This window comes from Streptomyces sp. NPDC042346, assembly GCF_055581845.1.
Genome location: NZ_JBVJEH010000013.1, coordinates 35,853 through 57,934, shown reverse-complemented (window position 1 = coordinate 57,934; position 22,082 = coordinate 35,853). Strand labels below are relative to the sequence as shown.

The 22,082-nt window shown below is 71.4% G+C and carries 24 protein-coding genes; 2 read left to right on the top strand and 22 right to left on the bottom strand.

The features are described from left to right. Window positions 1-53: 53 nt before the first annotated feature. The 5 genes from ACZ6K0_RS37300 to ACZ6K0_RS37280 all read right to left on the bottom strand — a co-directional run bounded on the left by ACZ6K0_RS37300 (window position 54) and on the right by ACZ6K0_RS37280 (window position 3,143). On the bottom strand, window positions 54-575 hold the full coding sequence (locus ACZ6K0_RS37300; RefSeq protein WP_469577860.1) for a hypothetical protein: 522 nt from the start codon (window positions 573-575) through the stop codon (window positions 54-56). Further along, entirely contained in the window at window positions 572-1,492 is a 921-nt protein-coding gene (locus ACZ6K0_RS37295; protein WP_469577858.1) for a hypothetical protein, read from the bottom strand. Before ACZ6K0_RS37295 ends, ACZ6K0_RS37300 begins: the two co-directional genes overlap by 4 nt. A 26-nt stretch (window positions 1,493-1,518) precedes the next feature. Then, window positions 1,519-1,932, bottom strand: coding sequence for a hypothetical protein (locus ACZ6K0_RS37290; protein WP_469577856.1), 414 nt, complete (start codon window positions 1,930-1,932; stop codon window positions 1,519-1,521). Continuing rightward, complete coding sequence (locus ACZ6K0_RS37285; protein ID WP_469577854.1) at window positions 1,929-2,792, bottom strand: hypothetical protein; 864 nt, start codon at window positions 2,790-2,792, stop codon at window positions 1,929-1,931. The genes ACZ6K0_RS37290 and ACZ6K0_RS37285 overlap by 4 nt, the downstream gene beginning before the upstream one ends. 78 nt (window positions 2,793-2,870) lie before the next feature. Beyond that, window positions 2,871-3,143 (bottom strand): hypothetical protein, encoded by a 273-nt coding sequence (locus ACZ6K0_RS37280; protein ID WP_469577852.1) that lies wholly within the window; start codon window positions 3,141-3,143, stop codon window positions 2,871-2,873. A 412-nt stretch (window positions 3,144-3,555) separates the two neighbouring features. On the opposite strand from ACZ6K0_RS37280, the gene ACZ6K0_RS37275 reads away from it, so the two are divergent. Further along, window positions 3,556-5,568, top strand: coding sequence for a hypothetical protein (locus ACZ6K0_RS37275; RefSeq protein ID WP_469577850.1), 2,013 nt, complete (start codon window positions 3,556-3,558; stop codon window positions 5,566-5,568). Between the two features lie 149 nt (window positions 5,569-5,717). Here the strand turns inward: ACZ6K0_RS37275 and ACZ6K0_RS37270 are convergent, their stop codons facing one another. The 17 genes from ACZ6K0_RS37270 to ACZ6K0_RS37190 form a co-directional block, all read right to left on the bottom strand. Then, the gene (locus ACZ6K0_RS37270) at window positions 5,718-8,249 is read right to left on the bottom strand and encodes a hypothetical protein (RefSeq protein WP_469577849.1); all 2,532 of its coding nucleotides are present in this window, start codon (window positions 8,247-8,249) and stop codon (window positions 5,718-5,720) included. Between the two features lie 289 nt (window positions 8,250-8,538). Continuing rightward, a complete protein-coding gene (locus ACZ6K0_RS37265) occupies window positions 8,539-8,769 on the bottom strand; it encodes a hypothetical protein (RefSeq protein WP_469577847.1) in 231 nt (76 codons plus the stop codon). 158 nt (window positions 8,770-8,927) lie between these two features. Beyond that, window positions 8,928-9,227, bottom strand: a complete 300-nt coding sequence (locus ACZ6K0_RS37260; protein WP_469577845.1) for a hypothetical protein — start codon at window positions 9,225-9,227, stop codon at window positions 8,928-8,930. Between the two features lie 58 nt (window positions 9,228-9,285). Beyond that, the gene (locus ACZ6K0_RS37255; RefSeq protein ID WP_362486457.1) at window positions 9,286-9,459 is read right to left on the bottom strand and encodes a hypothetical protein; all 174 of its coding nucleotides are present in this window, start codon (window positions 9,457-9,459) and stop codon (window positions 9,286-9,288) included. A 92-nt stretch (window positions 9,460-9,551) separates the two neighbouring features. Then, window positions 9,552-9,866 carry a hypothetical protein gene (locus tag ACZ6K0_RS37250; protein WP_386119274.1) on the bottom strand — a complete coding sequence of 105 codons (315 nt, stop codon included), beginning with the start codon at window positions 9,864-9,866 and terminating at the stop codon, window positions 9,552-9,554. A 101-nt stretch (window positions 9,867-9,967) separates the two neighbouring features. Next, window positions 9,968-10,441, bottom strand: a complete 474-nt coding sequence (locus ACZ6K0_RS37245) for a hypothetical protein (RefSeq protein WP_469577843.1) — start codon at window positions 10,439-10,441, stop codon at window positions 9,968-9,970. Between the two features lie 99 nt (window positions 10,442-10,540). Continuing rightward, a complete protein-coding gene (locus tag ACZ6K0_RS37240; RefSeq protein WP_469577841.1) occupies window positions 10,541-10,996 on the bottom strand; it encodes a hypothetical protein in 456 nt (151 codons plus the stop codon). 555 nt (window positions 10,997-11,551) lie between these two features. Beyond that, window positions 11,552-12,847 carry an ADP-ribosyltransferase gene (locus ACZ6K0_RS37235; RefSeq protein WP_469577839.1) on the bottom strand — a complete coding sequence of 432 codons (1,296 nt, stop codon included), beginning with the start codon at window positions 12,845-12,847 and terminating at the stop codon, window positions 11,552-11,554. 509 nt (window positions 12,848-13,356) lie between these two features. Then, entirely contained in the window at window positions 13,357-14,685 is a 1,329-nt protein-coding gene (locus ACZ6K0_RS37230; RefSeq protein ID WP_469577837.1) for an ATP-grasp domain-containing protein, read from the bottom strand. A gap of 301 nt (window positions 14,686-14,986) precedes the next feature. Beyond that, window positions 14,987-15,280 (bottom strand): hypothetical protein, encoded by a 294-nt coding sequence (locus tag ACZ6K0_RS37225; RefSeq protein WP_469577835.1) that lies wholly within the window; start codon window positions 15,278-15,280, stop codon window positions 14,987-14,989. A gap of 80 nt (window positions 15,281-15,360) precedes the next feature. Then, on the bottom strand, window positions 15,361-16,179 hold the full coding sequence (locus ACZ6K0_RS37220; protein WP_469577833.1) for a toxin glutamine deamidase domain-containing protein: 819 nt from the start codon (window positions 16,177-16,179) through the stop codon (window positions 15,361-15,363). A 172-nt stretch (window positions 16,180-16,351) separates the two neighbouring features. Further along, a complete protein-coding gene (ligA, locus tag ACZ6K0_RS37215; protein ID WP_469577831.1) occupies window positions 16,352-18,400 on the bottom strand; it encodes an NAD-dependent DNA ligase LigA in 2,049 nt (682 codons plus the stop codon). Window positions 18,401-18,438: 38 nt separating this feature from the next. Continuing rightward, window positions 18,439-18,822 (bottom strand): hypothetical protein, encoded by a 384-nt coding sequence (locus tag ACZ6K0_RS37210; RefSeq protein WP_469577829.1) that lies wholly within the window; start codon window positions 18,820-18,822, stop codon window positions 18,439-18,441. 121 nt (window positions 18,823-18,943) lie between these two features. Next, window positions 18,944-19,396, bottom strand: a complete 453-nt coding sequence (locus ACZ6K0_RS37205; RefSeq protein WP_469577827.1) for a hypothetical protein — start codon at window positions 19,394-19,396, stop codon at window positions 18,944-18,946. A gap of 220 nt (window positions 19,397-19,616) precedes the next feature. Then, a complete protein-coding gene (locus ACZ6K0_RS37200) occupies window positions 19,617-19,856 on the bottom strand; it encodes a hypothetical protein (protein ID WP_469577825.1) in 240 nt (79 codons plus the stop codon). Between the two features lie 34 nt (window positions 19,857-19,890). Then, entirely contained in the window at window positions 19,891-20,220 is a 330-nt protein-coding gene (locus ACZ6K0_RS37195) for a hypothetical protein (protein ID WP_469577823.1), read from the bottom strand. A 94-nt stretch (window positions 20,221-20,314) separates the two neighbouring features. After that, window positions 20,315-21,334: a DUF932 domain-containing protein gene (locus ACZ6K0_RS37190; protein WP_469577821.1), complete on the bottom strand. Its 1,020-nt coding sequence runs from the start codon at window positions 21,332-21,334 to the stop codon at window positions 20,315-20,317. 278 nt (window positions 21,335-21,612) lie between these two features. Here ACZ6K0_RS37190 and ACZ6K0_RS37185 point away from each other — a divergent pair, with 278 nt between their 5' ends. Next, window positions 21,613-21,801: a hypothetical protein gene (locus ACZ6K0_RS37185; RefSeq protein WP_469577818.1), complete on the top strand. Its 189-nt coding sequence runs from the start codon at window positions 21,613-21,615 to the stop codon at window positions 21,799-21,801. Window positions 21,802-22,082: the final 281 nt, after the last annotated feature.

Sequence of the window (22,082 nt, the reverse complement as noted above, 5' to 3'; positions counted from 1 at the left end):
CGGAGGTGGTGGTACAGCGGCGCGGGCACAGATCCGGACGCCCGCAAGGCCGCTCACCGCAGCCGGGGACCCGGATCGGTGAAATCCGCGGGATCGTCGGGGAACTGCGGGATCGGCAGGCCGGCCGCCTGGGCCTCCAGCCGTTCCCGCAAGTAGGAGCTGGTGCGGTGCGCGGAGGCGCGGACCTCCTCCAGCTCCGCGCGCAGCCGCACGACCTCGCAGTTCAGGCTCCATCCGGTCCGGGCCCACTCCGTGTTGTCGCGCTCCAGCTGCTCGGCGAACTCCCAGCCGTCCTCGGCGTCGCCGGCAACCCGGGCCGGGTGCGCGAGCGCGACCTCGAACCACGGCCGCCAGGCCTCGCACGCCGCGCACGTGACCTCGGTGTCCCCGGGGAGTCCGTGACCTTCGCCCTGCTCGGTGAGCCGGTCACACAGCGCCGCTCCGTGCCGCCATAGGCCCTGCTGCACGTCGAATCCGAGGACGGCCAGGTGGACGACATCGGGTTCGCCGCGCCCCACGAGCGGGCCCACCGGGATCAACCGCCGGGTGCCGGTGCCGTCGGCCGCCGGCGTCATGACCCCTCCGCGGAGGTGGACCGCCCACCGCCGTCTGCCGGTCCGGCGCCGGTGAGGAGCAGGTCGCCTACGGGCCTGAACTTCTCGCCGGCGGGGTCACGGGGCTCCAGCTCGCCGGCGATGACGCGCGGGCTCCCGCCCAGGGCCACCGTCCGGCCCGCGATGACGCCGCGACTACGCAGGTAGTCGAGCAGTTCCAGTGCGAGAGCGGGCGGCACGTGGCTGAAGGTGACCTTCACCTCGCTGGCGTCAGGGCTCAGGGTCACACTTCCGCCGACGGGCAGCGCGACCTGACCCTCGGGCGCATGGTCACGACCGGACCAGAAGGAAGTGGCGCGGTCGGGAACGTCGCCGGGACGCGCACCGCCGACCCCGTGGATCCCCGGCACGATCTGCTCGATGAGTCCGTTCAGCTCGACGCGCGCCCGCCGCTGCGCGTCGCTGCGACGCGCCTCCGCCAGTCCTTCGAGCAGGGTGTCCTTGTAGGCGGGCATCAGCCGCCGCAGGACGTCTGCGGCGATCGCGTCCGGCGCGCGGTCCATGGACACCGTGATCGGCTCGGCGCGCCAGCCGCAGTACCCGTGCGGGTATCCGGTCTCGACCTGCAGGCGCCTGCCGGCCGCGCCCTTGCGGGTCCTGCCGTCGTGGCGGAAGAAGAAGCGCATGCCGTCGCGGTGGCGTACCGTCACGTTGCCCCAGTAGGCCGGCTGGATGGTGTGCGTCCAGCCGCCGCCCTCGATGTCGCGCGCGTTGAAGGCCGCGGCCACGCCGCGTCCGAGGACGTCGAAGTGGGTCAGCATGCCAGCCAGCTCGTCGCGCTCGCGGGCGGCCTGGAGGAAGTCGTCGCCGGGGGAGATGACCGCGGTGAGGGCCTGGGCGAGTGCGGGAGCGAGCGTGGGTGCCTGAGGGGCTGCCAAGTTGAGGACCTCCTTGAGGATCGGGTTCAGGGGAGTTGGGGGTCACCGCGGGTGTCGGCGGCGTACCGCTCACCCAGTTCAGCGACTGCTTCGGCGAGCTCGGGCGGCTGTTCCCAGCTCGCGGGGTCGGGCAGGCGGTCCACGGGGGGCCGCTGCGTGAAGAGTGCGCCGGCGGTGGTGAGCAGCGGGCGGTACGGGGGCTGCGTCTCCTCGTCGACGAGTCCGCAGGCGATGGCCGCACACACGTCGGTGTGGAAGCCCCTTTCGAAGGAGCTGTAGGACCGGCCGTCTCCGTCGTGCAGGCCGCGCAGCACCTTGCGTACGCCGACCGGTTCGAGGTGGTCCTCGCGGCAGGTGGTGGCCGGCACGTCTGCGGCCGCGGCCGTGGACGCTGCCTCGACCGCGTCGTGGTCAACGCCGTAGGACTCGATCTCGATCACTGGTCGTCCTCCTGCCCGGAGCCGCCGGCGGTTGCGGTCCCGGTGCCGGAGTGGCGCTGCCCCTTGCCGGTGAGGCTGACGACGAGGTCGTCCTCGTGGCCGGCGGCCATGGTCTGCGTCTCCTTCTTGTAGACCCGGCGGGTGCGGACCAGGCCGTGCTCGAGCAGGGTGTCGAGCGCCGCGGTGACCTCGGAGTCGGCCGGCTGGAAATGCAACTGCACCTGGTGGCCGTTGCCCACGACGCCCTCGATCGCGTCGGCGACGACCTGGTGGTCGCCGATGGCGTCGGCGATCTCGGTGCCGGCCGCGGCCGCAGCGAGGGAGTCCAGCAGGGCCCGCTCGATCGGGGTGAGCGGGATCTCGGTGCGGCGCACGCCGGGCGTGCGGTTGTACTCCTTCTCGGCGAACGTACGGACGCCGGACGCGAGGTAGACGGGACCGGACGCCAGTTCCTGGACGAGGTAGGGCTTCAGCTTGGCGCGGAGCTGGCTGGCCCGGCTCGTGGTCGTGCCGGTGATCTGGGCGACTTCGGTCATGCCAGCCAGCTCGGGCACGAGCGGTTCGGCGAGGCGGCGGTCGAACTCCTCCTCGGTGATCACCTCGTAGCCGGTCATCCGGTGCGGCTGGAGGACTTCGTGCTTCAGCAGGGCGCCCTGGATGTACTCGACGCCGCGGGTGCCGGCGTCGACGGGGCTGTCCGCCTCAAGGAACAGGCGAACGGTCAGGCCGCCGGCGGGGGAGGAGCCGACGGAGGCGTCGTAGCGGGCCAGGTCCTCGTGGATGGTGGTGATGACGGTGTCGGGCGGAGTCTCGCGCACGCCGGCGAATTCAGCGCGCACGTTGTACATGGTCTGGCTCATGGCTTCCTCGTCTGGGGGGCAGGGCGGTGACGGCGCGGTCGGCCGGGCGCCGGGAGTGTCCCCGGCGCCCCCGGCCGGTCAGTGAGTGCGCTGGGGCTTGGGCTTGCCCTTGCGTTCGGTCTCGTAGACGAACCCGAAGCGCTTGAGAGCCGCCCTCGCGTTCTTCAGGCCGCGGTACTCACTTGGGGTGCTGGGCATCGACGTGACGAACTTCAGCACCTCCTCCTCGGTCTCGGTGGCCTCGGAGACGACGAGGAACACCATGTAGTGGCTGCTCTTGGCTTCGACGAACCGGAACCCCTGCTTCTCCGCCTTCTTTCGGAGCTGGGCCAGATCTTTCTTCGCAGACATGTTCTCCCCTAACGCTTAACGCCGTCAAGAAATATGATCTCACACATCGCTAAACATCGTCAATCAATACGAAAAAGAGGCGGGTTCGGTGGGGGAGAACGACCAACCGAGGCCGTCACACGGCCGTGTCGTGGCCTCGCGTACCGCCCTGGACCCGGCAGGATGCGCCACTCCCGAACACGCCGCTCCGCGAGGCGTGCCGGCCGCCGGTTGGCCGGATCGGCACAAGCACGCCGGAGCAGCCGCTATGGTGTCCCCGGGCAGAGACTGCTGCCTTCGTCCGCACCCAGTGGCCCGGACCTACCGGTGCACCAGCGGCGAGAAGAGACGAATCGTCACGTCAGTTGCACAGCCTTCACTGCGTCTGCCGGTACGCCGGTCCGGGGAGTCGTGCCGCGGAACGGATGCCCTTATGTCCAGGGACAGCAGCAACATCCTGCTGCGACAGCAGTACACCGGCGAGCCCCGCCAGGCCGCCCACGCCTTCTACCAGGCCCGGGGCCTGTACTTCGGCCTCGTACCCGACACCACCGACCCTGCCCAGCAGCTCCTTGAAGCCGTCCTCGTGAGGACTCTGGCCCGGCCCCACCCGCAGGTCCCCGTGCCCGCCGACGCCGGCACCTTCTTCGGGCTGCGCGGGGTCTCCCCGGACCTCGACACGCTCGTGCTGTGGCCCCACCCCGACCATCTGCCCCAGCTGCTCGGCTGCATCCTGCCGGTCCGTACCGACAGCGGGATCGCTGGCGTCCCGGGACTGCGGGCCCGCCGCCACCCCAGCCGCACCGACACGCTGCTCCTGGCCCGCCCCGGGCATCGCGCCCACCTCATCCTTCGCGCCCGGCCGGCGACCTTGCAGCAGGCCGAGGAGCACATCCTGGCCGCCGGCCTCGAACCGCTGTGGTCTGCACGCACTCCGCAGCCCGGCGAGCGGCAGGCATGGGACCGCCTGGCCGGCACCCTGCCGCCCGAGGAGACGGCATTGTGGAGCCGCGCTCTGCGCCGGGCCGGCCTGCACACCGCCCAGACTCCGGACTGGTCCCGGACCGCGCCCGAGCCCGGGCAACTGGACGGGCCCAAGCCCCAGCGCATCGCCGCCCGCCCTGTCGGCCCGGCTGGCGGCCCGGCCCGCGGCATCATCGCCGTGACCAGCTCCCGCGGGCAGGGCGGACTCGGCTGCACCACCACCGCGCTCACCCTCGCCGGCGCCCTGGCACGCACCGGCGCCACGGTCGCCTTCCTCGGCGCCGACGACCCCAACGGCCTGCACCGGACTCTGGGTTCGGCGACGCTGCAGCCGGGACAGTGGCACGACCTGCTGCCCGACCTGCCCGGGCCGGGCGCCCTGCGCGGCATGATCCTCTCCCCGAGCGCGCCCGACGCCCCAGCACTGCTCGCCGACGCCGCCCGCCGGCACGACACCGTCGTTCTCGACGCCGGCAACGTCTACCAGCTGCGGCACCTGGCAGGACAGGCCGACGCAGCCGTCGTCCTCACCGACCTCGACCCCGCGGTGTGGGGAAGGACCGAGACCCTCGACCGGCGCCCCGCCTGGGTGCAGATGTGGGACTGGCTCAACGCCCGCTACCTCACCGCCCGCGCGCGGGCCCGCGACCCGCACTCCCAGCTCCTGGGCTTCCTGGACGAAACGTTCGAGACCTACGTCTGGGACCGGCTCTCCGACGGCAACCCCGACGTCTACGACGCCGACGACCCCGCGGACACCGCCGCCTGGTGGGATGACTTCCAGCCCGACTTCGAAGACGAGGACGACGAGCCCCTGCTGATGCCGCAGGACATCGACGCCGACATCCTGGACCTCTGGCGGCAGGACTTCCTGGCCTTCCTCGCCCGCGAAGGGGCCGCCCGCCACCCGGACACCTGGGACGCCGTTGCCGCCGTGTGGATCAACCACAACCGCAATCTCGATCTCCCGGGCGGCGGGGACGACGAAGCCCTCACCGACACGGTCCTGCGCGAGGCAGCCGCTGCCGCCGCCGCCCGCTGGGGCGAGCAGACGTGGCAGGAACACCACCCCCGGTGGGCGGCGGCCGACGGCCGCACCCGCAAGGACTGCCTCGTCCCCTGGCGGCACCTGATCGAGGAGGCGATCCAGCCCGCCGACCCGGCCGCCACGGCCCGGTTCCTGCTCGCCCACCTGGACGCGCCCGAGGACACCCCCATCGCGGTCGCGATCGCCCACGTCGACAACACCCTCGCCGACGAGCAACACCACCTCGCCGACGTCCGCGACGCCCTGCGCGCCGAGGGCATCGGCGCGCTCACCGTCCTGCCGGACCTGCCCGCACCCGCCGAACGAGAAGACGACCTGCAGGCCCTGACACGCCCCTCGGCTCAGGAAGCCGCCGCCGCCAACCATCTGGCCCTGGTGGTGGCCGACCTCCTCGCGGCCCGGACACCCTCCTGAGCCCGCATCGCGCCCCCGCCGGGCCTGTCCGGCGGGGACGCGGCTGCATACCTCCGACTGACTGACCCGAACACTCCCACGGCGTACGCCGTCGGACGACCGGGGGACGTCCTGGGAACCCTCCACGGCGTCCCGGCCGAAGTTCGGCGTCAGCCTCGCCCGGACGCCGCCTTCCGGGCATCCTTCAGCGCGGTGCTCACCACCACGCCGAGCTCCTCCTGGACCGGCCTGACCCGCTCGTCGTTCCATGTCGAGGGTGAGAACAGGAGCTCCTCGAAGGCCTGGCGCTGGGGCACCGTGCACAGGGCGACCACGCCGTGGCCGCGCAGAGCGGCAGCCGTCTCGGCGACCGCTTCCGGGCCGCCCATGGGCCGGTACATATTGGTGATCATGACCACGGGCATCTGCGGGGCGAGGCCCAGGGCACGCACGCTACGCAGGAGGGCGGTGGCGGTCTCCTTGCCGGTGCCGGGCCGCTGGCGGTTCTCGATGAGGTTGTCGAAGGCACGGACCCGCGCGGCGTCGCTGCGCTTCCCGGTCACCCACCGGCCGATGAGCGAGTCCCAGTCCACCCCGTCGGTCCTGGCCGGGGCGAGGGCGGCGGCGAACTGCTGTCGCAGTACGGGAAGATTGTCCTCAGCGGGCGCGAACGGTGCACGTTCATCCTGCTCCAGGCGGCGGTGGTGCTCCACCCAGTGCGCGCGGACCTCGGACCACACCTCGCCGTGGCGCCGGGCTCCCTCGTCCTCGACCGCCGCGAGGAAGACGGCCCATCCGTGTTCGCGGACGTCCGCGTTGTCGTCAGGGCCGGGCGGGAGCGGGAAGGAGGAGTCGTTCAGGGCCCGGGTGGCCGCGGCCGCATCCCACCAGTCGTCGCTCGTCGCCTCATCAGCCAGTGCTGCGAATCCCTCGGCGTGGTGCGGTCCGTACGCGAGGAAGCGGGCATCCAGAACCGCCATCACCGTCTCCGCCGCTGACCGGGGCAGGTGCGCGGCATCGTGGCGCAGGTGTGCGTTGAACTGGGCGTCGAACCACTGCATCAGCTTCGCGGTGCGCCAGATCTCCTGCTCCTCCGTGGTAGAGGCACGCGGCTGTGAGCCGTGCTCGGTCGCCGCGGTGGCGAGGAATTCCGAGGTCCGTACGGCCAGGTCCTCGATGGGGTCCCCGTCGGCGCTGAGGCGCCGCAGGTTACGCAGCCGGTTGTGCGCGATCCAGGAGTCGCGCACCTCGTCCCAGCTGTCCGGGTGCCGGCGCTGCCCCTCGGGGGTGATGAAGTCCAGGAAATGGCGACGCCACAGGTCCAGAGGTGCCCCGTCCTCGGGGGACAGGACGTCGTCGGGGTGGCCGGCCGACCCGTCGGCACCCAGGTCCCACCACTCCTCGACCTCCTCGGCGTCGTCGACGTCGTACACGTCGACCTCGTCAGGGGCCTCCAGCCTGAGCATGGCGTAGTAGAAGAACTCCCGGTCCAGTGCCGTACGCAGCCGGTCGGCGTCGGCCTGTTCCGTCAAGGGGCGCCACCACCGGGCGAAGTGCTCGTCGAGCGCGGCGAAGACACGAACCTGCTCGGGCCTGCGGTCGATGACGTCGACCCGGACCCAGTCCCGGGCGCGGTAGTTGTCCGCCACCACGGTCAGGTCGGCGGCCGGGAGACCGGCGAGCTCAGCGGGCGGGCGACCACCCACATCCAGGACCACGACCTCACCGCGGCTCGTCGCCTCCGCGGCGCGCACGTCCAGGTGCTCCCCGTAGTAGCCGTGCGAGGCGGCCAGCAGCTGGCCGCCGCCGACCGGGGCGAACGGCTCGTGCCACAGCGCCGTGTCGTCGGCCGCGTCCTTGGCCACATGGCGCAGCATCGCGTCGTCGGTCACCAGGGCAACGGTGCGCCCGGCGCGGGTCAGCCCGTAGGCGATCTGGACGCTCAGGGTGCTGCAGCCGGTGCCGCCGCGCGTGGAGCGGACGTGCACGATCTGCGGGCGCCGGGAGGCCGGCCAGTGCGGCCGCGGCATCAGCGCGGAGGCGTCACCGGCCAGCTCGGCGAGCGTGGGCTCCCGCGAGGTCCAGTGTGAGGCGGCCTCGCGCGCGAGGAGCGGGCGGCGCAGCGCGCGGCTCCAGGCGGGCGCCGACTCGGCGAGGGAGATGTCGATGACGCGGCGCGGAGTGTCCTCGAGCGTCGTGTCGGCCTGATCCCACAACGGCAGCAGACCCGCCTCCGAGGACAGGCGGCCGGCTCCCCGGACGTCGCGGGGCTGCGCGGCGAGCAGGACCTGTTCCGAGGCGCCCACCCTGCTCAGGGCCAGGTACTTGCCGTCGCGGACCCACCGCAGCCCGGCAACACCGGAGACTGTCGGGACGGTGTCGCTCGTACGGCTGGGCAGCAGGCGGACCAGGACCTCGGCCTCGGAGCCGGTCACCGGCCACAGCCTCAGCTCGTCGCCGGGCCCCGGGCTCGCCTTGGCGACGCCGAACAGGCTCCCGCTCAGGGGAAGGGGATGCAGACCCCCGATCGGCCGGGTGAGCGCGAAGAGCAGCGCCGCCTCCAGAGCCTGCTGCTCGGCGGACGCGGCGTCGGGGGCCAGACCGTGAAGGAGACCGTGCGCGCGGATCCAGGACAGAGCCTGGGCATGGTTCTCGCCGGTGACAGCGGCGCGGGCGGCGGTGTTGCGGTCGGCTTTCGCCATGATGTCCCGATTCTCGGCGTGGCTCCCGGACCGGCACGCCGCGAATGGGCGCAGCAGAAAGTCAGTTCACTGCGGGGATCTCCCCCTTAGCGCCTGGGATGCACGCGGGTCCGGGCCGCAGTGCGAGGCGGGCGGCAGCAGGTCTGCCTGCCCGTCATCGTAGCGGCGGCAGACCGTGCGCACAGGCAGACCCCCACGCTCGGGCGCGGAGACGGAAGGGATGCGTCGACGAAGATCAGCCGAGTCCGCGCGGAATGCGGGAGCCGCAGAGCCGGGCGCTGTGCAGGGGTCATGAACGGGCGGTGTCGCGCTCCGCCTTCTTCGCCTGTGCGGCCTCTTCGGTCGGGGCCCAGTTGCCGGCGGCGTCCTGGATCGACAGGTCCAGGTACAGGCGCGCCAGCGCGATGTACTCGGCACGCTGCCGGGAGCTGATGTTCTCCCACGACGCCTGCGCGGCGTACGCCTGGGCCTTGTCCCGGTTGGTCGTGTAGTAGTCGAAGTTCGGCTTCATGTGCCGCATGACGCATGTTCCTTCCGGATGGGCCGCGCTCGGCGGCCGAGGTAGACGGTGGGATCCTGGTGCCGCGCGCCGTCGCACAGTCGTTGCGCGTGGGGGAGCGGGCTCCCTGGGGGCTGTGCGCGGGCGAACGGGCCGCGCGCGGGCCCGACGGGGGCAGGTCAGCCGTGGGTGACGCGCACAGCGTGGCCCGCGCCGAGTGCGGCTTCCGGAGACGAGCAGTCCAGGGCGGCGCTGTCGGGGGTCAAGGCCAGGGCGTATCCGGCTGCGTGGAGCGCCTGCGCCAGATGCACGGGAACGGCTGCTGCTCCCTGGCGTTCCTCCGGGGCCACGGTGACCTTGCAGAGCACCTCGTCGCCGGAGTTGATCCACACTTCCGCGTCGGACACGTGGCGCAGGCCGGCCGCTTCAAGGGCCCGCCGGACATCGCGGAGCAGGTCGGGCGCGCTGGTCTTGCTCATGGGGAGGATTCGTCCTTCAGGTAGAGGTGCCGGGGCCGGTGACCTGACCGAGACCGGCTTATCGCGCTTCCACCCAGCCGCTGGCAGTTCGCTGAACCAGGTAGCTGCGAGTGAAGGGCGTCTGCCGAAGGGCATCGAGCGCCGCCGCGTAGTCGTAGGTGCGGTCCACGACATGCTCGTCGGCGAACTCGTCCTCCTGAACCGCGACGCCGTACTCAACTGTGCTGATCATGGCTTCCTCCTGGCCTGACCGTACGACTTTCATCGGTTCGGCGTCCTGCGCTTCTCCATCGCTCTTCGGAGCTGGCCGATGCGGCCTGCAACTCAGAGGTTGATCAGGTCGCGGATTGCGTCAGGCAGCTGGGCGATCTGGTCGGGGCGGTCGAAGTAGTAGTCGCGGATGCGGCCGGCGAGCTCGGCGTCTACGGTCACCTGCTGCGGCGCCGCCGGCAGCCCGAGCGCGTCGCGTGCGGCGTCGTCCAGGTGCGCGGCGAGCGGCTGGTAGTTCCGCCCGTCGGCCTGTGCCACCAGCTCGTCGAAGCTGGGGCGGGGGCCGACCTTCGGGAGCGGTCCGACCGGGCGGAGTGCCGGCTGGTCCGCCAGTCGCGAGTCGCGGGGGGTGGGCTGCTGGTCTGTCATGTCGTCCTCCGGAGCCTGGTGGGGAGTTTCGGATGCTCCTCACCCTGAAATACATCCTACACGCATCATTAAACTTTGTCAAGCGATATGAAAAACTAGCGTCAGTGGCGGGGAACCTCGTTCATGTCGACGAGCTGGACCACGACGCACTTGCGGCCCCGGATCGTCACGTTCTCCTGGATGCCCACGGACACCCAGTTCGAGCCACTCTCCTGCAGCCGCTCCCGCTCCAGATTCCCGTACTGCGACACATGCGCCACCGCGGCCCCGCGGCGCGAGACCATCTCGAACACCACAGCATGGTCGGCCTCGCCGTAGCGGCCGTCCTCCTCCCAGTCGGTCCGCGCGAAGTACGGGTCGGCCGCCACGTTCGGGCAGTGCGACGAGGAGAGGAACGACGGGCTGTGATACCGGCTGCCGGCCGGGAAATTCTCCCGCGCCCACTGCGCGACCCGGTTCTCCTTGCGGACCTCCAGCGGGGAAGTGAACCCCCGGACGGTGTGGTGCGGGACCTCGGCCGTGCCTGCCGAGCGGATCGCCGAGTTGATGTTCTCGGTGACCACCCGCATCGACACGTCCATCTTCTCCGCCGGCTCATCGAGGCTGCGCCCGTTGTAGAGGTGGGCGTTGATCTGCCGGTACCTCGAGCCGGTGTAGGTGCGGACCCAGTGGTTCTACTCGGAGCTGAGGCTGGAGGCCCACGCGTTCGACTCGGGCTCCAGATCACCGGCCCGGTGCTCCTCCAGCTGGTCCCGGTACGGGTCGCGGCCCAGGCCGTGCCGCTCCCAGGGCCGGGCCGCCTGCCGGCTGCGCGCCGCGGCGATGATCTGCTCGGCGTGATCGGCGGGAACACGGTCGTAGATGACCTGCCCGTTCTCGACCCGGTAGGGCCACGGGGAGTCGGCCAGCGCCTGGTAGCGGCCCTGATCGAGCCGGTTGAACACGACCCGGGCGTGCGGCGGCTCCTCCCCGTCGGCCGGATACACAGTCGCGGAGCCGGCGAAGTCGTCGCCGCGCCAGGCCACCGTCTGCCCGCCGTCGGCGCGCGGCACGAACGTCGCGGCCCCGCCCGCCCCGCTGGCCCGCGCGAACGCGTCGGCGGCACGGACGTGCTCGGGGTACTCCGGCATCTGCGCCGCGCCCCAGCCGTCCTCGGCCGGCTCGGGCTCCCGCGCGGGCCGCCCATGCGACGCGGGGGTCGGCGGCGGCGTTGGGGTAGCGGGGGGTCTGCTTGCGATTGCCCAGCATGGTGCGCGTCGCGGCCGCGGACGCCTTCGCGTTGTCCGCGTACAGCTTGGCCTGCTCGTCCTGACCGTTCTCAACGGCCTGACGGGTCTTGGCCTCCCACATCTGGGCCGTGGCGTACGCGCCGAGCGCAGGGTGCCCGGCGCCGGCCAGGGCGACCTCCTTGCGAAGCGCGGTCGAGGCAGCACGACGTGCCGCCCGAACGGCCGGGTGAGACGAGCCGCACCTGCGCCCGCCTTTCGATTGCGACCTGCACACCGGAGGAGCCCTCCCTTCCTCGCCCGCGACCCGCGGGGCTGCCCCGGCAGGCAGCAACGCGAGCTTGGAAGGGGCGGCCTGTGGACAGAGGCCGGGGACCGGCGCAGCTCAGAGCAGCGGATGCGTGAGAGGTCCAGCACAGGCCGGTGCCTCCCACGCATCCGCACGCATCGCATCCGGGCTCAGTACCGCTTGGACTCGTTCACGTCGGCCAACTGCACGACCACGCAGGGCTTGCCGGCCACGTTCACGTTCTCGTGCACGCCGACCACGACGAACTCCGACCCCCGCGGCATCAGCCGCTCCCTCTCGGCGTTGTCGAACTCTGAGATGTGCGCGACCGCGGCGCCGCGCCGGGAGACCGTCTCGAAGACCACACCGTGGTCGGCGGTGCCCCACTGGCCGTCGGACGACCAGCTGCGTTCGGTGAACCCGGCAGCCACCGCCGGACAGTGGGAGACCGACATGTACGAGTCGTCCCGGTAGCGGCTGCCGACGACGAAGTTCTCCCGGGCCCAGGACGCGACCCGGTTCTCCTTGCGGACCTCGAGCGGCGGGGTGTATCCGCGGAAGCACCGGTGCGGCTCCTGGGACTGGCCAGCGGCCGCGATCGCCGAGTCGATGTTCCCCGTCACCACCCGCATCGACGTGTGCATGCCGTCGGCCGGCTGGTCGAGGTCCCGGCCCATGTAGAGGTGCTCGTTGATCTCGCTGTACGAGTGGCCGGTGTACGTCGTGACCCACTGACGCTGGCCCTCGTCGAGACCGGACGCCCAATGCTCGGACTCCGGCACCAGACGATCGGCCGTCACCTCGTCGAGAGGCTCCCGATGCCCCGCATCGCTCAGCCCGTGCCGCTCCCACGGCTTGGCCGGACGGCGGGAGGCGGCCGCATGGATGATCTGCTCGGCGTGGTCGACCGGGACGCGGTCGTAGATGACCTGCCCGCCCTCGGTCCGGTAGGGCCAGGGCGAGTCGGCGAGCGCCTGGTAGCGGCCGCGGTCGAGGCGGCTGAACACGACCCGCGCGTGCGGAGGTTCGTCGCCCTCGCCCTGGTACACGGTGGCGGCGCCGCCAAAGCCCTGGTCGTTCCACGCGGTCGTCTGCCCGCCGTCAGCCCGCGGCGGCAGCACCCGGGCCCGCCCGCCGATGCCGGCCGCACCGGCCAGCGCGCGCGCCGCGCGGGTCTGCTCGGGCGGCGGCGGGGGCGGCGCCGCGCTCAGAGCTGCCGGATCATCGGCATCCGGGTAAGGCTTCTTCGGCTGCTTGCCGCGGACGTAGGCGCGGGCCGCAGCCGCGCACCTCTTCGCGTTGTCCGCGTACATCCGCGCCCGGTCGTCGTCCCCGGCCTCCAGAGCCTCCTTCGTGCGCACCGCCCATGCCTGCGCGTTCGCGTACGCGCTCTGGGCGTCCGGGTCTCCGGTCGCGGCGACGGTCTCGCCCAGCTGGGCCGAGGCCGCGCGCCGTGCCGAGCGCATGGCCGGCTGAGACGAAGTGCACCGCCGGCCCCCTTTTGCTACGGGCCTGCACATGCCCGCTCCTCTCTGTCGCTTGCCGCGCGGACACCCATCCGTGCGGTTGGGTGATCTTGCGGAAGCGGACCTGTGCACAGAGGCCGGCGGTCGGCGAAGGCGAGGCGGGGCGCTGGTCGAGCGGATCGTGACTGGCCACGGCTGTTCGCAAGAGCCCCGGACTGGGGAGCCGTTGAGACGCTCTCGTGGACCGCCACTCAGATGGCGGGAGGGCCGCGCCCGGAGCGGCAGTCTGCCGTGGCCGGCTCTCGCCGACCGTGACGGTCAGAGGCTGCGTGACCAGCTGGGGCGCGCTGTCCAGGGGTACCGGTGCGAGCTCTCACGCCGGGTGTGCGCCTGCCGGGATGACCGGCCCGCACCGACTGGTGAACATGTGCCCAGCAGTCACCTGAACCGGGTCTTCCGCAGCCCGTACGGGCGACCACCGTGTACAGACCGGCCCCGTTCCCGACTTCCTACGTCAGATCACGCGAGGCACACGGCCACGCGGCGGGAGCGGGAGCGAGCACGGGGGTGTTGCGCGTGGCGGTCGCTTCCGGTTCCGGGGCCGGCCGGACACCGAGCTCGGTGTGCGCGAGGATCTCCGCCGCCCGCTCGCGGGCTTCCTCCTCGGTGGCACCGGTGACGATCGCGAAGCCGATCCTGGCATCGTCCAGGTCGCCTTCAGGGGGAACGGCAACCGGGTCACCGACCACCTTGAACCATCCAGTCTGGTGCAGCCAGGGCGCGCCGTGCTCGACGGCGGGCGGCAGCTGCCGCGCGGTGAGGGTGCCGGTGGCCGGCGGGTACAGGATGGTGATCGCGGCGGCCGAGTTGCGCGTGGGCGTCAGATCGGGGCGCCTGCCGGCGGCGACGTCCGCGGCCGCGCGCGGCAGGTCGATGCCCGTGCCCAGCAGGACCAGCTTCCCGATGTGGTCACCGCCGATCCGTCCGTTGACCTCGATGATGGCGGGCCCGGCGGGGGTGAGGCGCATCTCGACGTGCTGGACGCCGTTGGTCACGCCGAGAGCGCGTACTGCCTGCGCGGCGATGGGGGCGACCGTCTGCAGGAGGGGATCCTGCGCGGTGACGGTGTGACCGATCTCCTCGAAGAGGGGTGCGAAGCCGAGCGTCTTGTGCGTGACGGCCACGGCGCGGGTGTCCCCCTGGTAGGTGACGCACTCGACGCTGATCTCGGGGCCCGTCAGGTACTCCTCGACGAGGACGCCGGTGCCCTCCGGCCCCTGTTCGCTCGCGCCCGCCGTCGTGAACTTCCAGGCAGCGGCGAGCTCCTCGGCGAAGTCGACGCGGATCACACCGATTGACGCGGCGTGGCTGGCCGGCTTGAGCACGACGGGATAGCCGATCTCCTCTGCTGCGGCTGCGGCCTCGTCGAAGGTCGTCACGGAGGAGAAGCGGGCGGAGGGCACCGCGTGTGCGGCCATCAGGCTCCGGCTGGTGGCCTTGTCCCGGCAGGCGGCCGCGGCGGCCGGGCTGTTGCCGGGAAGGCCGAGGTCCTCGGCTATCCGCGCGGTCGGGACGAGTGCGTACTCGTCCCAGGTGAAGACCCCGGTGACGTGGTTGCGCAGGGCCAGGGCCCGCGCGGCATCGCGCAGCGACTGGAGGCTGTCCATGTCGGCGGCTTCGTGGTCGACCACGTGCGGGGCCTCCCAGGTGAGCGGCCCGGGGGTGATCACGGCCACGGCGTGTCCGGAAGCGGCCTGTTCGAGGCAGTACCCCCGGTAGACCTCGTCGCCAGGGCTGACGATGATCACAGTGGGCGGAGCGGCGATGTGCTGGTTCATGCGGTTCGGCGTCCTTCGTGAATACGGATGGGCCTTGCCGGGGTGGGAGCCGCAGGAGCCGGCGTGGCAGAGTCACGTCCGCTGGGCCCCACGGCCCGTGTGCCCGGTGTCCGTTCATCCTCAGAGGGAGCACCTGTGGACAGAGGTCGTCGATCACCGGGGAGGGCGGAGCGGCGCTGGGTGGAGCGACTGCTACCTGTAGCAGACGCAAAGAGGCGGGGCGGCCCTATGGGCCGCCCCGCCTCAGCGGGCCAGGGTTGGAGAGATGGAGGAGTCCTCGAAGCCGGAGCAGGGGCTTACGTCAGCTGAAGATCGACGTCGGGTTGGCACGCCGCTGAAGGGACTCGTCGAGCGCCACCTGCACGGACGGGAGGCTGTCGACGCGGCCGTCCTTCTTGTAGACCACGGTCACGCCGCCCACGATCTCGAAGGCAGGATCACGGTCCTTGAGGAACTCGCGCGCGCCGACCTCGAAGACGTACATCTCGTCGTTCTCCACGATCGTCCGGTCGTCGATCGTGAACGTTCCGGTGCTCCAGGTCGGCTCAAGCTCCGCCCGTACGCGGTCGCGTGCCTGCTCGTACGTGATGGTCATGTCGGCATCCAATCTCAGAACCTGAATCTCTAATGTACCTCAAATAGGGGTGCACGTCAAGTCAATTGCTGGGGCGGCGGTCAGTCCGCGATGAAGGACTTGAGGGCCTTCTTGGACGGGGTGGGCTTGTCGTCGAGCCGCAGGTACCCGGACTCCGTGGCCAGGGAGAAGTAGTGCGAGGCGTCGGTCACCGGGGGAGTCGGCTGCGCGTCGATGAACCGGACCTTGCCGCCGACGTTCTCGACGTTGAAGGCGTGGCCACCTCCGTTCTTCCACCGCACCCTGACGATGCCCCGCGAGCCGGGCTCCGCGAAGGCACGCTCGATCTGCGAGCGGCCGACGTCCGGAGACGAGCTGCAGTGCGTGAACTTCTGCCAGCCGCCCCACGGCTCGCTGTACTCGACGTACGTACGGCCGCCCGTGGTGTCCGGCGCCGCCTGCACGTCAAGTCCGCGCCGGCGCAGCTCATAAGCCTGTGAGACGTGGGTGCAGTTGTGCGAGTAGGCCCGCACGCCGGCCTGGTACTTCGGGTTGGCGCCGGCCAGCGCCTTGTCCACCTGCTTCGCTGTCCGCCGTGTCTCCGCGGCTCGGGCCACACGTCCCTGGGCGTGGTAGCGGGCAAGGTAGGCCGCGTGGTTCATCTGGTTCTTGGCGTCGAGCGCGGCACGCTCCGCCGCCTCGTGGTCGCCGGCGGCCGCAGCAGCGCGGGCACGGTCCGCGCTGCTCTGGGCGCGTTCGTGCGCCCGCCAGGCGCTGCCACCGTAGTCGACGCCGCCGTCGTCGAGGGCCTGCCGATACGCCTTCGCCGCCGCGGACGTGACCGTGGCGTACCGGGCGCGCCGCACCGCCAGACTGCTCCCCCGGCAGCGCCGGCCGCCCTGGGCGAGTGATCTGCACACGTCTGCTCCCCTGCTCCGGGCCAGTTGCCTGGCCGTTCACGCAGCAGGCTGGAGCCCGTGGCCTGTGGACAGAGGACGCGCTCCCGCCGGAGGCTGGCGGGCAGGAATCCCGGCACGACGAAGGCGGGGCGACCGGTCAGGGCCGCCCCGCCTTCCGGTAGGGGATGTGAGGTCAGGCGAGGTGTCCGGCGAGCAGGTCCGCGAACTCCTGCTCGCTGAGGACCTTCGTGCCAAGTTCCTGGGCCTTGGCCAGCTTGGACCCGGCCCCCTCACCCGCCACCAGCATCGTGGTCTTCTTCGAGACGCTGCTGGAGGTCTTGCCACCCGCGTTCTCGATCAGCTCGTTCATCTGATTGCGGTTGCGTCCGGCCAGCGGCCCGTGCATCCCGCCCGTGACCACGACCACCTCGCCCGACAGCGGCTTGCTGCCAGGGGTGTTGCTGCTGTCGGCCGACGGCTCGACCATGTTCACTCCGGCCTTGGCGAGCTTGTCGATGACCGGGCCCATCGCGGCGATGTGCGCGGCGATCTTCGGCGCGTTCGCGCCCGGGAGCTTGTTGACCTCGGCGAGCGCCTCCGGGGTGGCGGCGCGGATCTTGTCCATCGTGCCGAAGTGGCGGGCGATCTCCCGGGAGAGGGTGCGGCCGGTCCGCACGATGCCCAGGGCGCAGAACACCCGGTTCAGGGGCTGCTGCTTGGCCTTGTCGAGCTGGGCCAGCAGCGAGTCGGCCCGCTTCTCACTGCCGGTCGCCTGCGCCAGCTGGTCGCGGGTGAGGAAGAACAGGTCGCCCGGGTCGTTGACGAATCCCGCCTCGACGAGCGCCTCCAGGTAGGTCACGCCCAGGCCGTCGATGTCGAGCTGGTCGCGGCCGACGGCGTACTTCAGGGACGGCAGCAGGCCGCAAGGGCCGTTCACGCCGCCCGCGCACTCCCACCGCTCGCCCGACTTGTCGATGTCGCCGCCGCACTTCGGGCAGGCCTCGGGCAGAGCGATGTCGGTCTCGGCACCCGTGCGCAGCGCGGCCACGGGGGACTCGATCCGGGGGATGATGTCGCCGGCCTTCCAGACCTTGACGGTGTCGCCGATCTTGAGGCCGCTGTTCCGGATGAACGCCGGGTTGTGGAGCGTGGCGTAGGTGACAACGCTGCCGTCGACCTCCACCGGCTCAAGCACAGCCCGCGGCGCGATGTGCCCGGTCCGGCCGACCTTCCACTCCACCGCGATCAGCCTCGTCTGGGCCTCGACGGCCGCCAGCTTGTACGCGATCGCCCAGTGGGGGTGGCGCGTGGCGAACCCGGCGGCCTTCTGCTCGGCGAAGCCGTTGGCCTTGATCACCACGCCGTCGATCCCGAACGGCAGCTCGGGCCGCAGCTTCTGGATCTCCTCGACGCGGGCCTGGACCTCCGTCAGCGTGGTGCACACCCGCAGTCCGACCTCGGTGCTGCTGGTGGTCTGCACGCCCAGGGCGGCGACCTGGGCCATGACTGCCTCGTGCGAGTCCCCGTCCAGGACGTCGACCCCGTCCAGGCCCACCGCGCCGTAGGCGAAGAACGTGGTCTCGATGACGTAGGGCCGGTCCTTCGCACGCAGCGTGCCAGCGGTGCCGTTGCGCGGGTTGGAGAACATCTTCGCCTTGTGCGCGAGGCGGATCTCGTTGGCCTTCTCGAACTGGGCCTGCGTCAGCAGGACCTCGCCGCGGATCTCCACGGTCACGCCGTCCGGCAGCTGCATGGGCAGCCCGACGATCGTTCCGATGGCGTGGGAGAGATCCTCGCCGCGCGCGCCGTCACCGCGGCCGACGAGCTGTACCAGCTTGCCGTCCCGGTAGCGGGCCGCGATCGCCGCTCCGTCCAGCTTCGGTTCCACCGCGTATCCGCCGGTCACCGGACCACCGATCCGGCGGGCCAGGGAGGCGCCCCACTTCTCCAGGCCGGTCGCGTCGAAGACGTTGTCCAGGGAGAGCATCGGCACGGTGTGCGCGACATCGCCGCTGGGAGCCGTGCCGCCGCCTACCTTCCCGGTGGGGGAGTCGGACCGCTTGTGGTCGGGGTGCTCGCGTTCGTAGGCGGCGATCCCGCGGGCCAGGGCGTCGTACGAGGCGTCGTCGAGGGTGGTGTCCCCGTCCCCGTAGTAGGCCGCGCTGGCGGCGAGGGCCTGGTCGACCGCCGTGTCGTAGGCGGTGCGGTCGGTCAGGAGGGCAGCGGGTGCAGCAGTCGTCATGCAGTGATCCTTTCGCGGGGGTCTGACAACCGGTGGGGCTAGGACAGGCGGAGGTGGGCGTCGCACACCCAGGACTGGACCCAGCCCTCCGTGACCCGGTCGATCAGGACGTCGTGGGTGTTGGTGCCGGGCTCGCACAGGCCGCAGGTGACCTTGTCGGTACGCAGCAGCCGGCGCGGCGTGAAGCGGGTGGTGTCGGGCACGGTCCACCGTTCGGTGCGGACGGTGTCGTTGTCGTACGGGCGGTAGCTGACGGGAATCCGGGTGATACCCGGGACGTCGTGGGGATCGGTGCCGGTCACGGTGACCGCGGTCCCGTTCACGTCGAGGAGGTCGTCCTCGCGCAGTTCGCGGGCCTCCACGGCGGTGACGACGGAACCCGTCAGGATGACGGCTCCCGCAGGCAGGTCAGCAAGGCGCATCAAAGGCATCCGTTCATGGGGCGGTGGGGGCAGGGCGGCGGCCGGCCTGATCCGGCCAGGAGCGCAGGGCGCGGGCCAGGCTGCGGGGCGGGCAGGGGAACCGCCCCGCGGTGCCTGCGGACTATGCCGCTGCGGTGAAGGCGGTGCGGATAGTCTTGAGCGCCTGCTCGGCCTTCCTGAGGCGCGGCTTCAGCTCCCCCAGTTCGCGCTGGGCCTTCGACAGCTTCTTGAGGGCGGCGTCGCGGTCCGAGTGGTACCGGGTGGCGTCCTGCGCGCGCTCGACGAGTTCGGCGATGGTCAGAGCGGTGACGTCGATCTCCGCGGGCGCCGGGGCCTTGCTCGGCGTGCCGGTCTGGGGCTTGTGGACCTTGGTGTGCGGCCACACCCCGCTGGTGGACGACCGTGTGAACTCGCACTCCGGCCAGACGCAGTTGTAGACGACCGAGCCGTCCTCCAGGAGGACCTCCAGGACCTCCTTGTAGTAGCGGCGGTCCCCCGGCGTGCTGCGGGGGGTCTCGGCGAAGTCGAAGGACTCGACCTTCAGGCCGTTGAGGATTCCGTTGGTAGTCGCCATAGGGACGGTTCCTTACTGTAAGGGCGGGGTGGAGGGGGAGGCCCGGGTGCCAGGGACGGGTGTGACACCCGGGACCGGTCGGTGGGTCGTACCGGCGATCAGCGGAGGAGCGGGGCAGGCAGGGCACGCCGCGCACAGCCCCCGGGGGAGCATCAGGGCCCGGATCTGCTGTGCGGACGATGCGCTGTTGCGTGGGCGCGTCCGGTCTGCCGAGCGTCGGTTACTGCGCCCGGTGGTCGTGCTCGATCTCGTGCGCCTCGTACTGGGCGATGTACTCGCCGCCCCAGGTGACGGTGCACCGCCACACGGTGGGGGCGTACTCCAGGGTCGACCACCCCTGCACGACGCCGTCGGGGGGCAGGGTGTGTCCGCCGACGCGCTTGACGCGGTCGCCCTTGGTGAATCCCTCGCGGCTGTCGGCGGTCTCCACGTGGGGCACGTCGAGCAGGACGAGCATCATTCGGTTTCCTGTTCTTCCGAGGTAGCGGGCGAGGTCAGGCCGTGTGGCCGGGCCCGGGGGCGGCGGTGGGTCGGAGCCGTGTGTGACGGGCGGTGATGTCGGCGCTGCTGAGACGGCAGATCCCGCACGGGCGGGGGCGGCCCTCGGCGGGCGGGCCGGACTTCCAGGTCAGGCCACGGCCGCAGCGCGCCCACACGGACGCCATCCAGTAACTGAGGCGGTCCTCGGGCCAGAGGCTGTCGGGGTTGCCTGCCCAGTACCGGACCGTCCAGGGGCCGGCCGCGATGTGGACGAGGACGCCGTCCTCGTGGTCGCTGACGCCGTGCCCGTAGAGGGAGGCATCGTGTTCGGCATCGGGTGACACAGGACTCTCCGCGCTTCGGTCGCTTCGGTAGCTGGGGAGGGGGCCGCCGGGAGCGGGTGGGGTGAGGCTCCCGGCGGCCGGTCTGAGGGGCCGGTCAGGCGGCCAGGGCGAGGAGCTGGCGGTGAGCGGCGGTCTTCTTCTTGGTGACCGCGCCGACGTCGGACAGCGACCGCGCCGCGCGCACCGAGAGGGAGTTCGCCTTGGCGTAGTGGTCGAGGTACTCGCCGATCGCGTTCCAGCCCGCCCACGCGGTGCCCCGGATGGACTCCTGGGTGTCCGCGTTCTCGAACAGGCTGCGCAGGGTGTCCATGCGCGCCTCGTAGTTCTTGCGCGTGCGGGTGGTGGGGCTGGTCGGGATGGGCCACAGGTCGCGGCTGGTGACGAGCTGCTCGAACTGGCCGAGGCTCAGCGGGGTGTTGAGCATCCGCTCGGCCTCGCGCTCGAAGGCGTCCTGCCAGTCGAAGAGGACGGCCAGCTCGCTCTCCAGGCTGACGAGCTTGTCCAGGGCGGAGGCGGTGTGCGGGACCGAGACCTTGTGCTTGGCGCCCGCGATGATGATCCGCTGCATGTTGCCGCAGTCCAGGCGGGTCGGGCCGATGTGCAGGGAGTTGGCCGAGGAGCCGTCGTGGCTGCCGAAGAGCGTCAGGTGCATGTTGTGCTCGTCGACCCCGCCGATGCTCACGATGCCCGGCAGGCTCATCGAGATGAAGAACTTCTTGCCGCCGTCGTACGCGCCCGCCTTGTGGAAGACGGCGCCGCTCTCGCGGCGGGCCAGGTCCAGCACGTTCTCATACGCCTCGATCTGGACCGGGGTGTACTTGCGGCCCACAGCGCTGAGGTACTCGGTCCCGCCGGTGCGCGGGTTGGTGCGGACGGTGGCGCGGGTGTCGGGCATCTTCACCTCGGTGGCGGTGACACCGTCCTCGTGGATCGTGACCTCGGATGCGGTGACGTTGCCCATGAGGCGGACGTCCCAGTCGCGAAGGTCGGCCATCTCCAGGGCCTCGCGGGCGGTGTTCGCCTCGCTGACGTCGGCGCCCAGGATGGTCCAGGCGTCCTTGCGGCCCGGGGCGCGAAGGGCAGTTCCGGTGGTGGGGATCTCAAGCACAGTCACAGCGATAGCTCCTCAGTCGACTGGGAGTCCCATCCGAACCCCCTGACTCTTATAATTTAACTCACGGGGTACACTTGAGTCAAGTTAAAAGGGTCAAGCAATCTGCGGGGCCGCCCTCGCCGCACAAACACGGGGGCAAGAGGCCCGACGGTGGGCAAGTCGTCGACCGTCGGACGGCGGGAAACAGGGTGCGGCACACTCACCCGTGGCGCAGGACAGTCTTCGGAGGTATCGACATGGTGGGGCGTACGGAGGGGCCGGCGAGGAGCCAGGCGGCCGTGAGCGTGGTTGTGGTCGCCGGCGTGCTGGCCTTCGCGGTGGCGCTGGTCGCCAACGCGGCCCAGCAGGCCGCGGTGACGTGGACGGCCGTCGTGGTGGTCATCGCCTGCACGGCGTGGCTGGCCTGGGACGGCTGGCGCCGCCGGCAGCGTGCGCAGGAGGACCGGCGCGCAGAATCGGCCGAGTAGCAGCAAAGGGCCGCATCGGAGCGGCGACAAGAAGCGGGGCCGGACGACAGACCGAAGTCTCCCCCTCCGGTGAAGGAGAGGGTTTGCAAGGCCGTCCGGCCCCTAGCCACGTTCACGCCGCCCAGTCGTTGAAGCGAGCGGGAAAGGTGAGCGCAGGCCTACTGTAGCGGCCCCGCACCACGCCCAGGCCCTGTTCCTGCCGGGACGGGCCTTCGCTGTTCCGGCAGGCGGGGAAACGTGGTGTCCCCGGCGTCGCCTGCCGCAACACCCCCAAAGTGTTC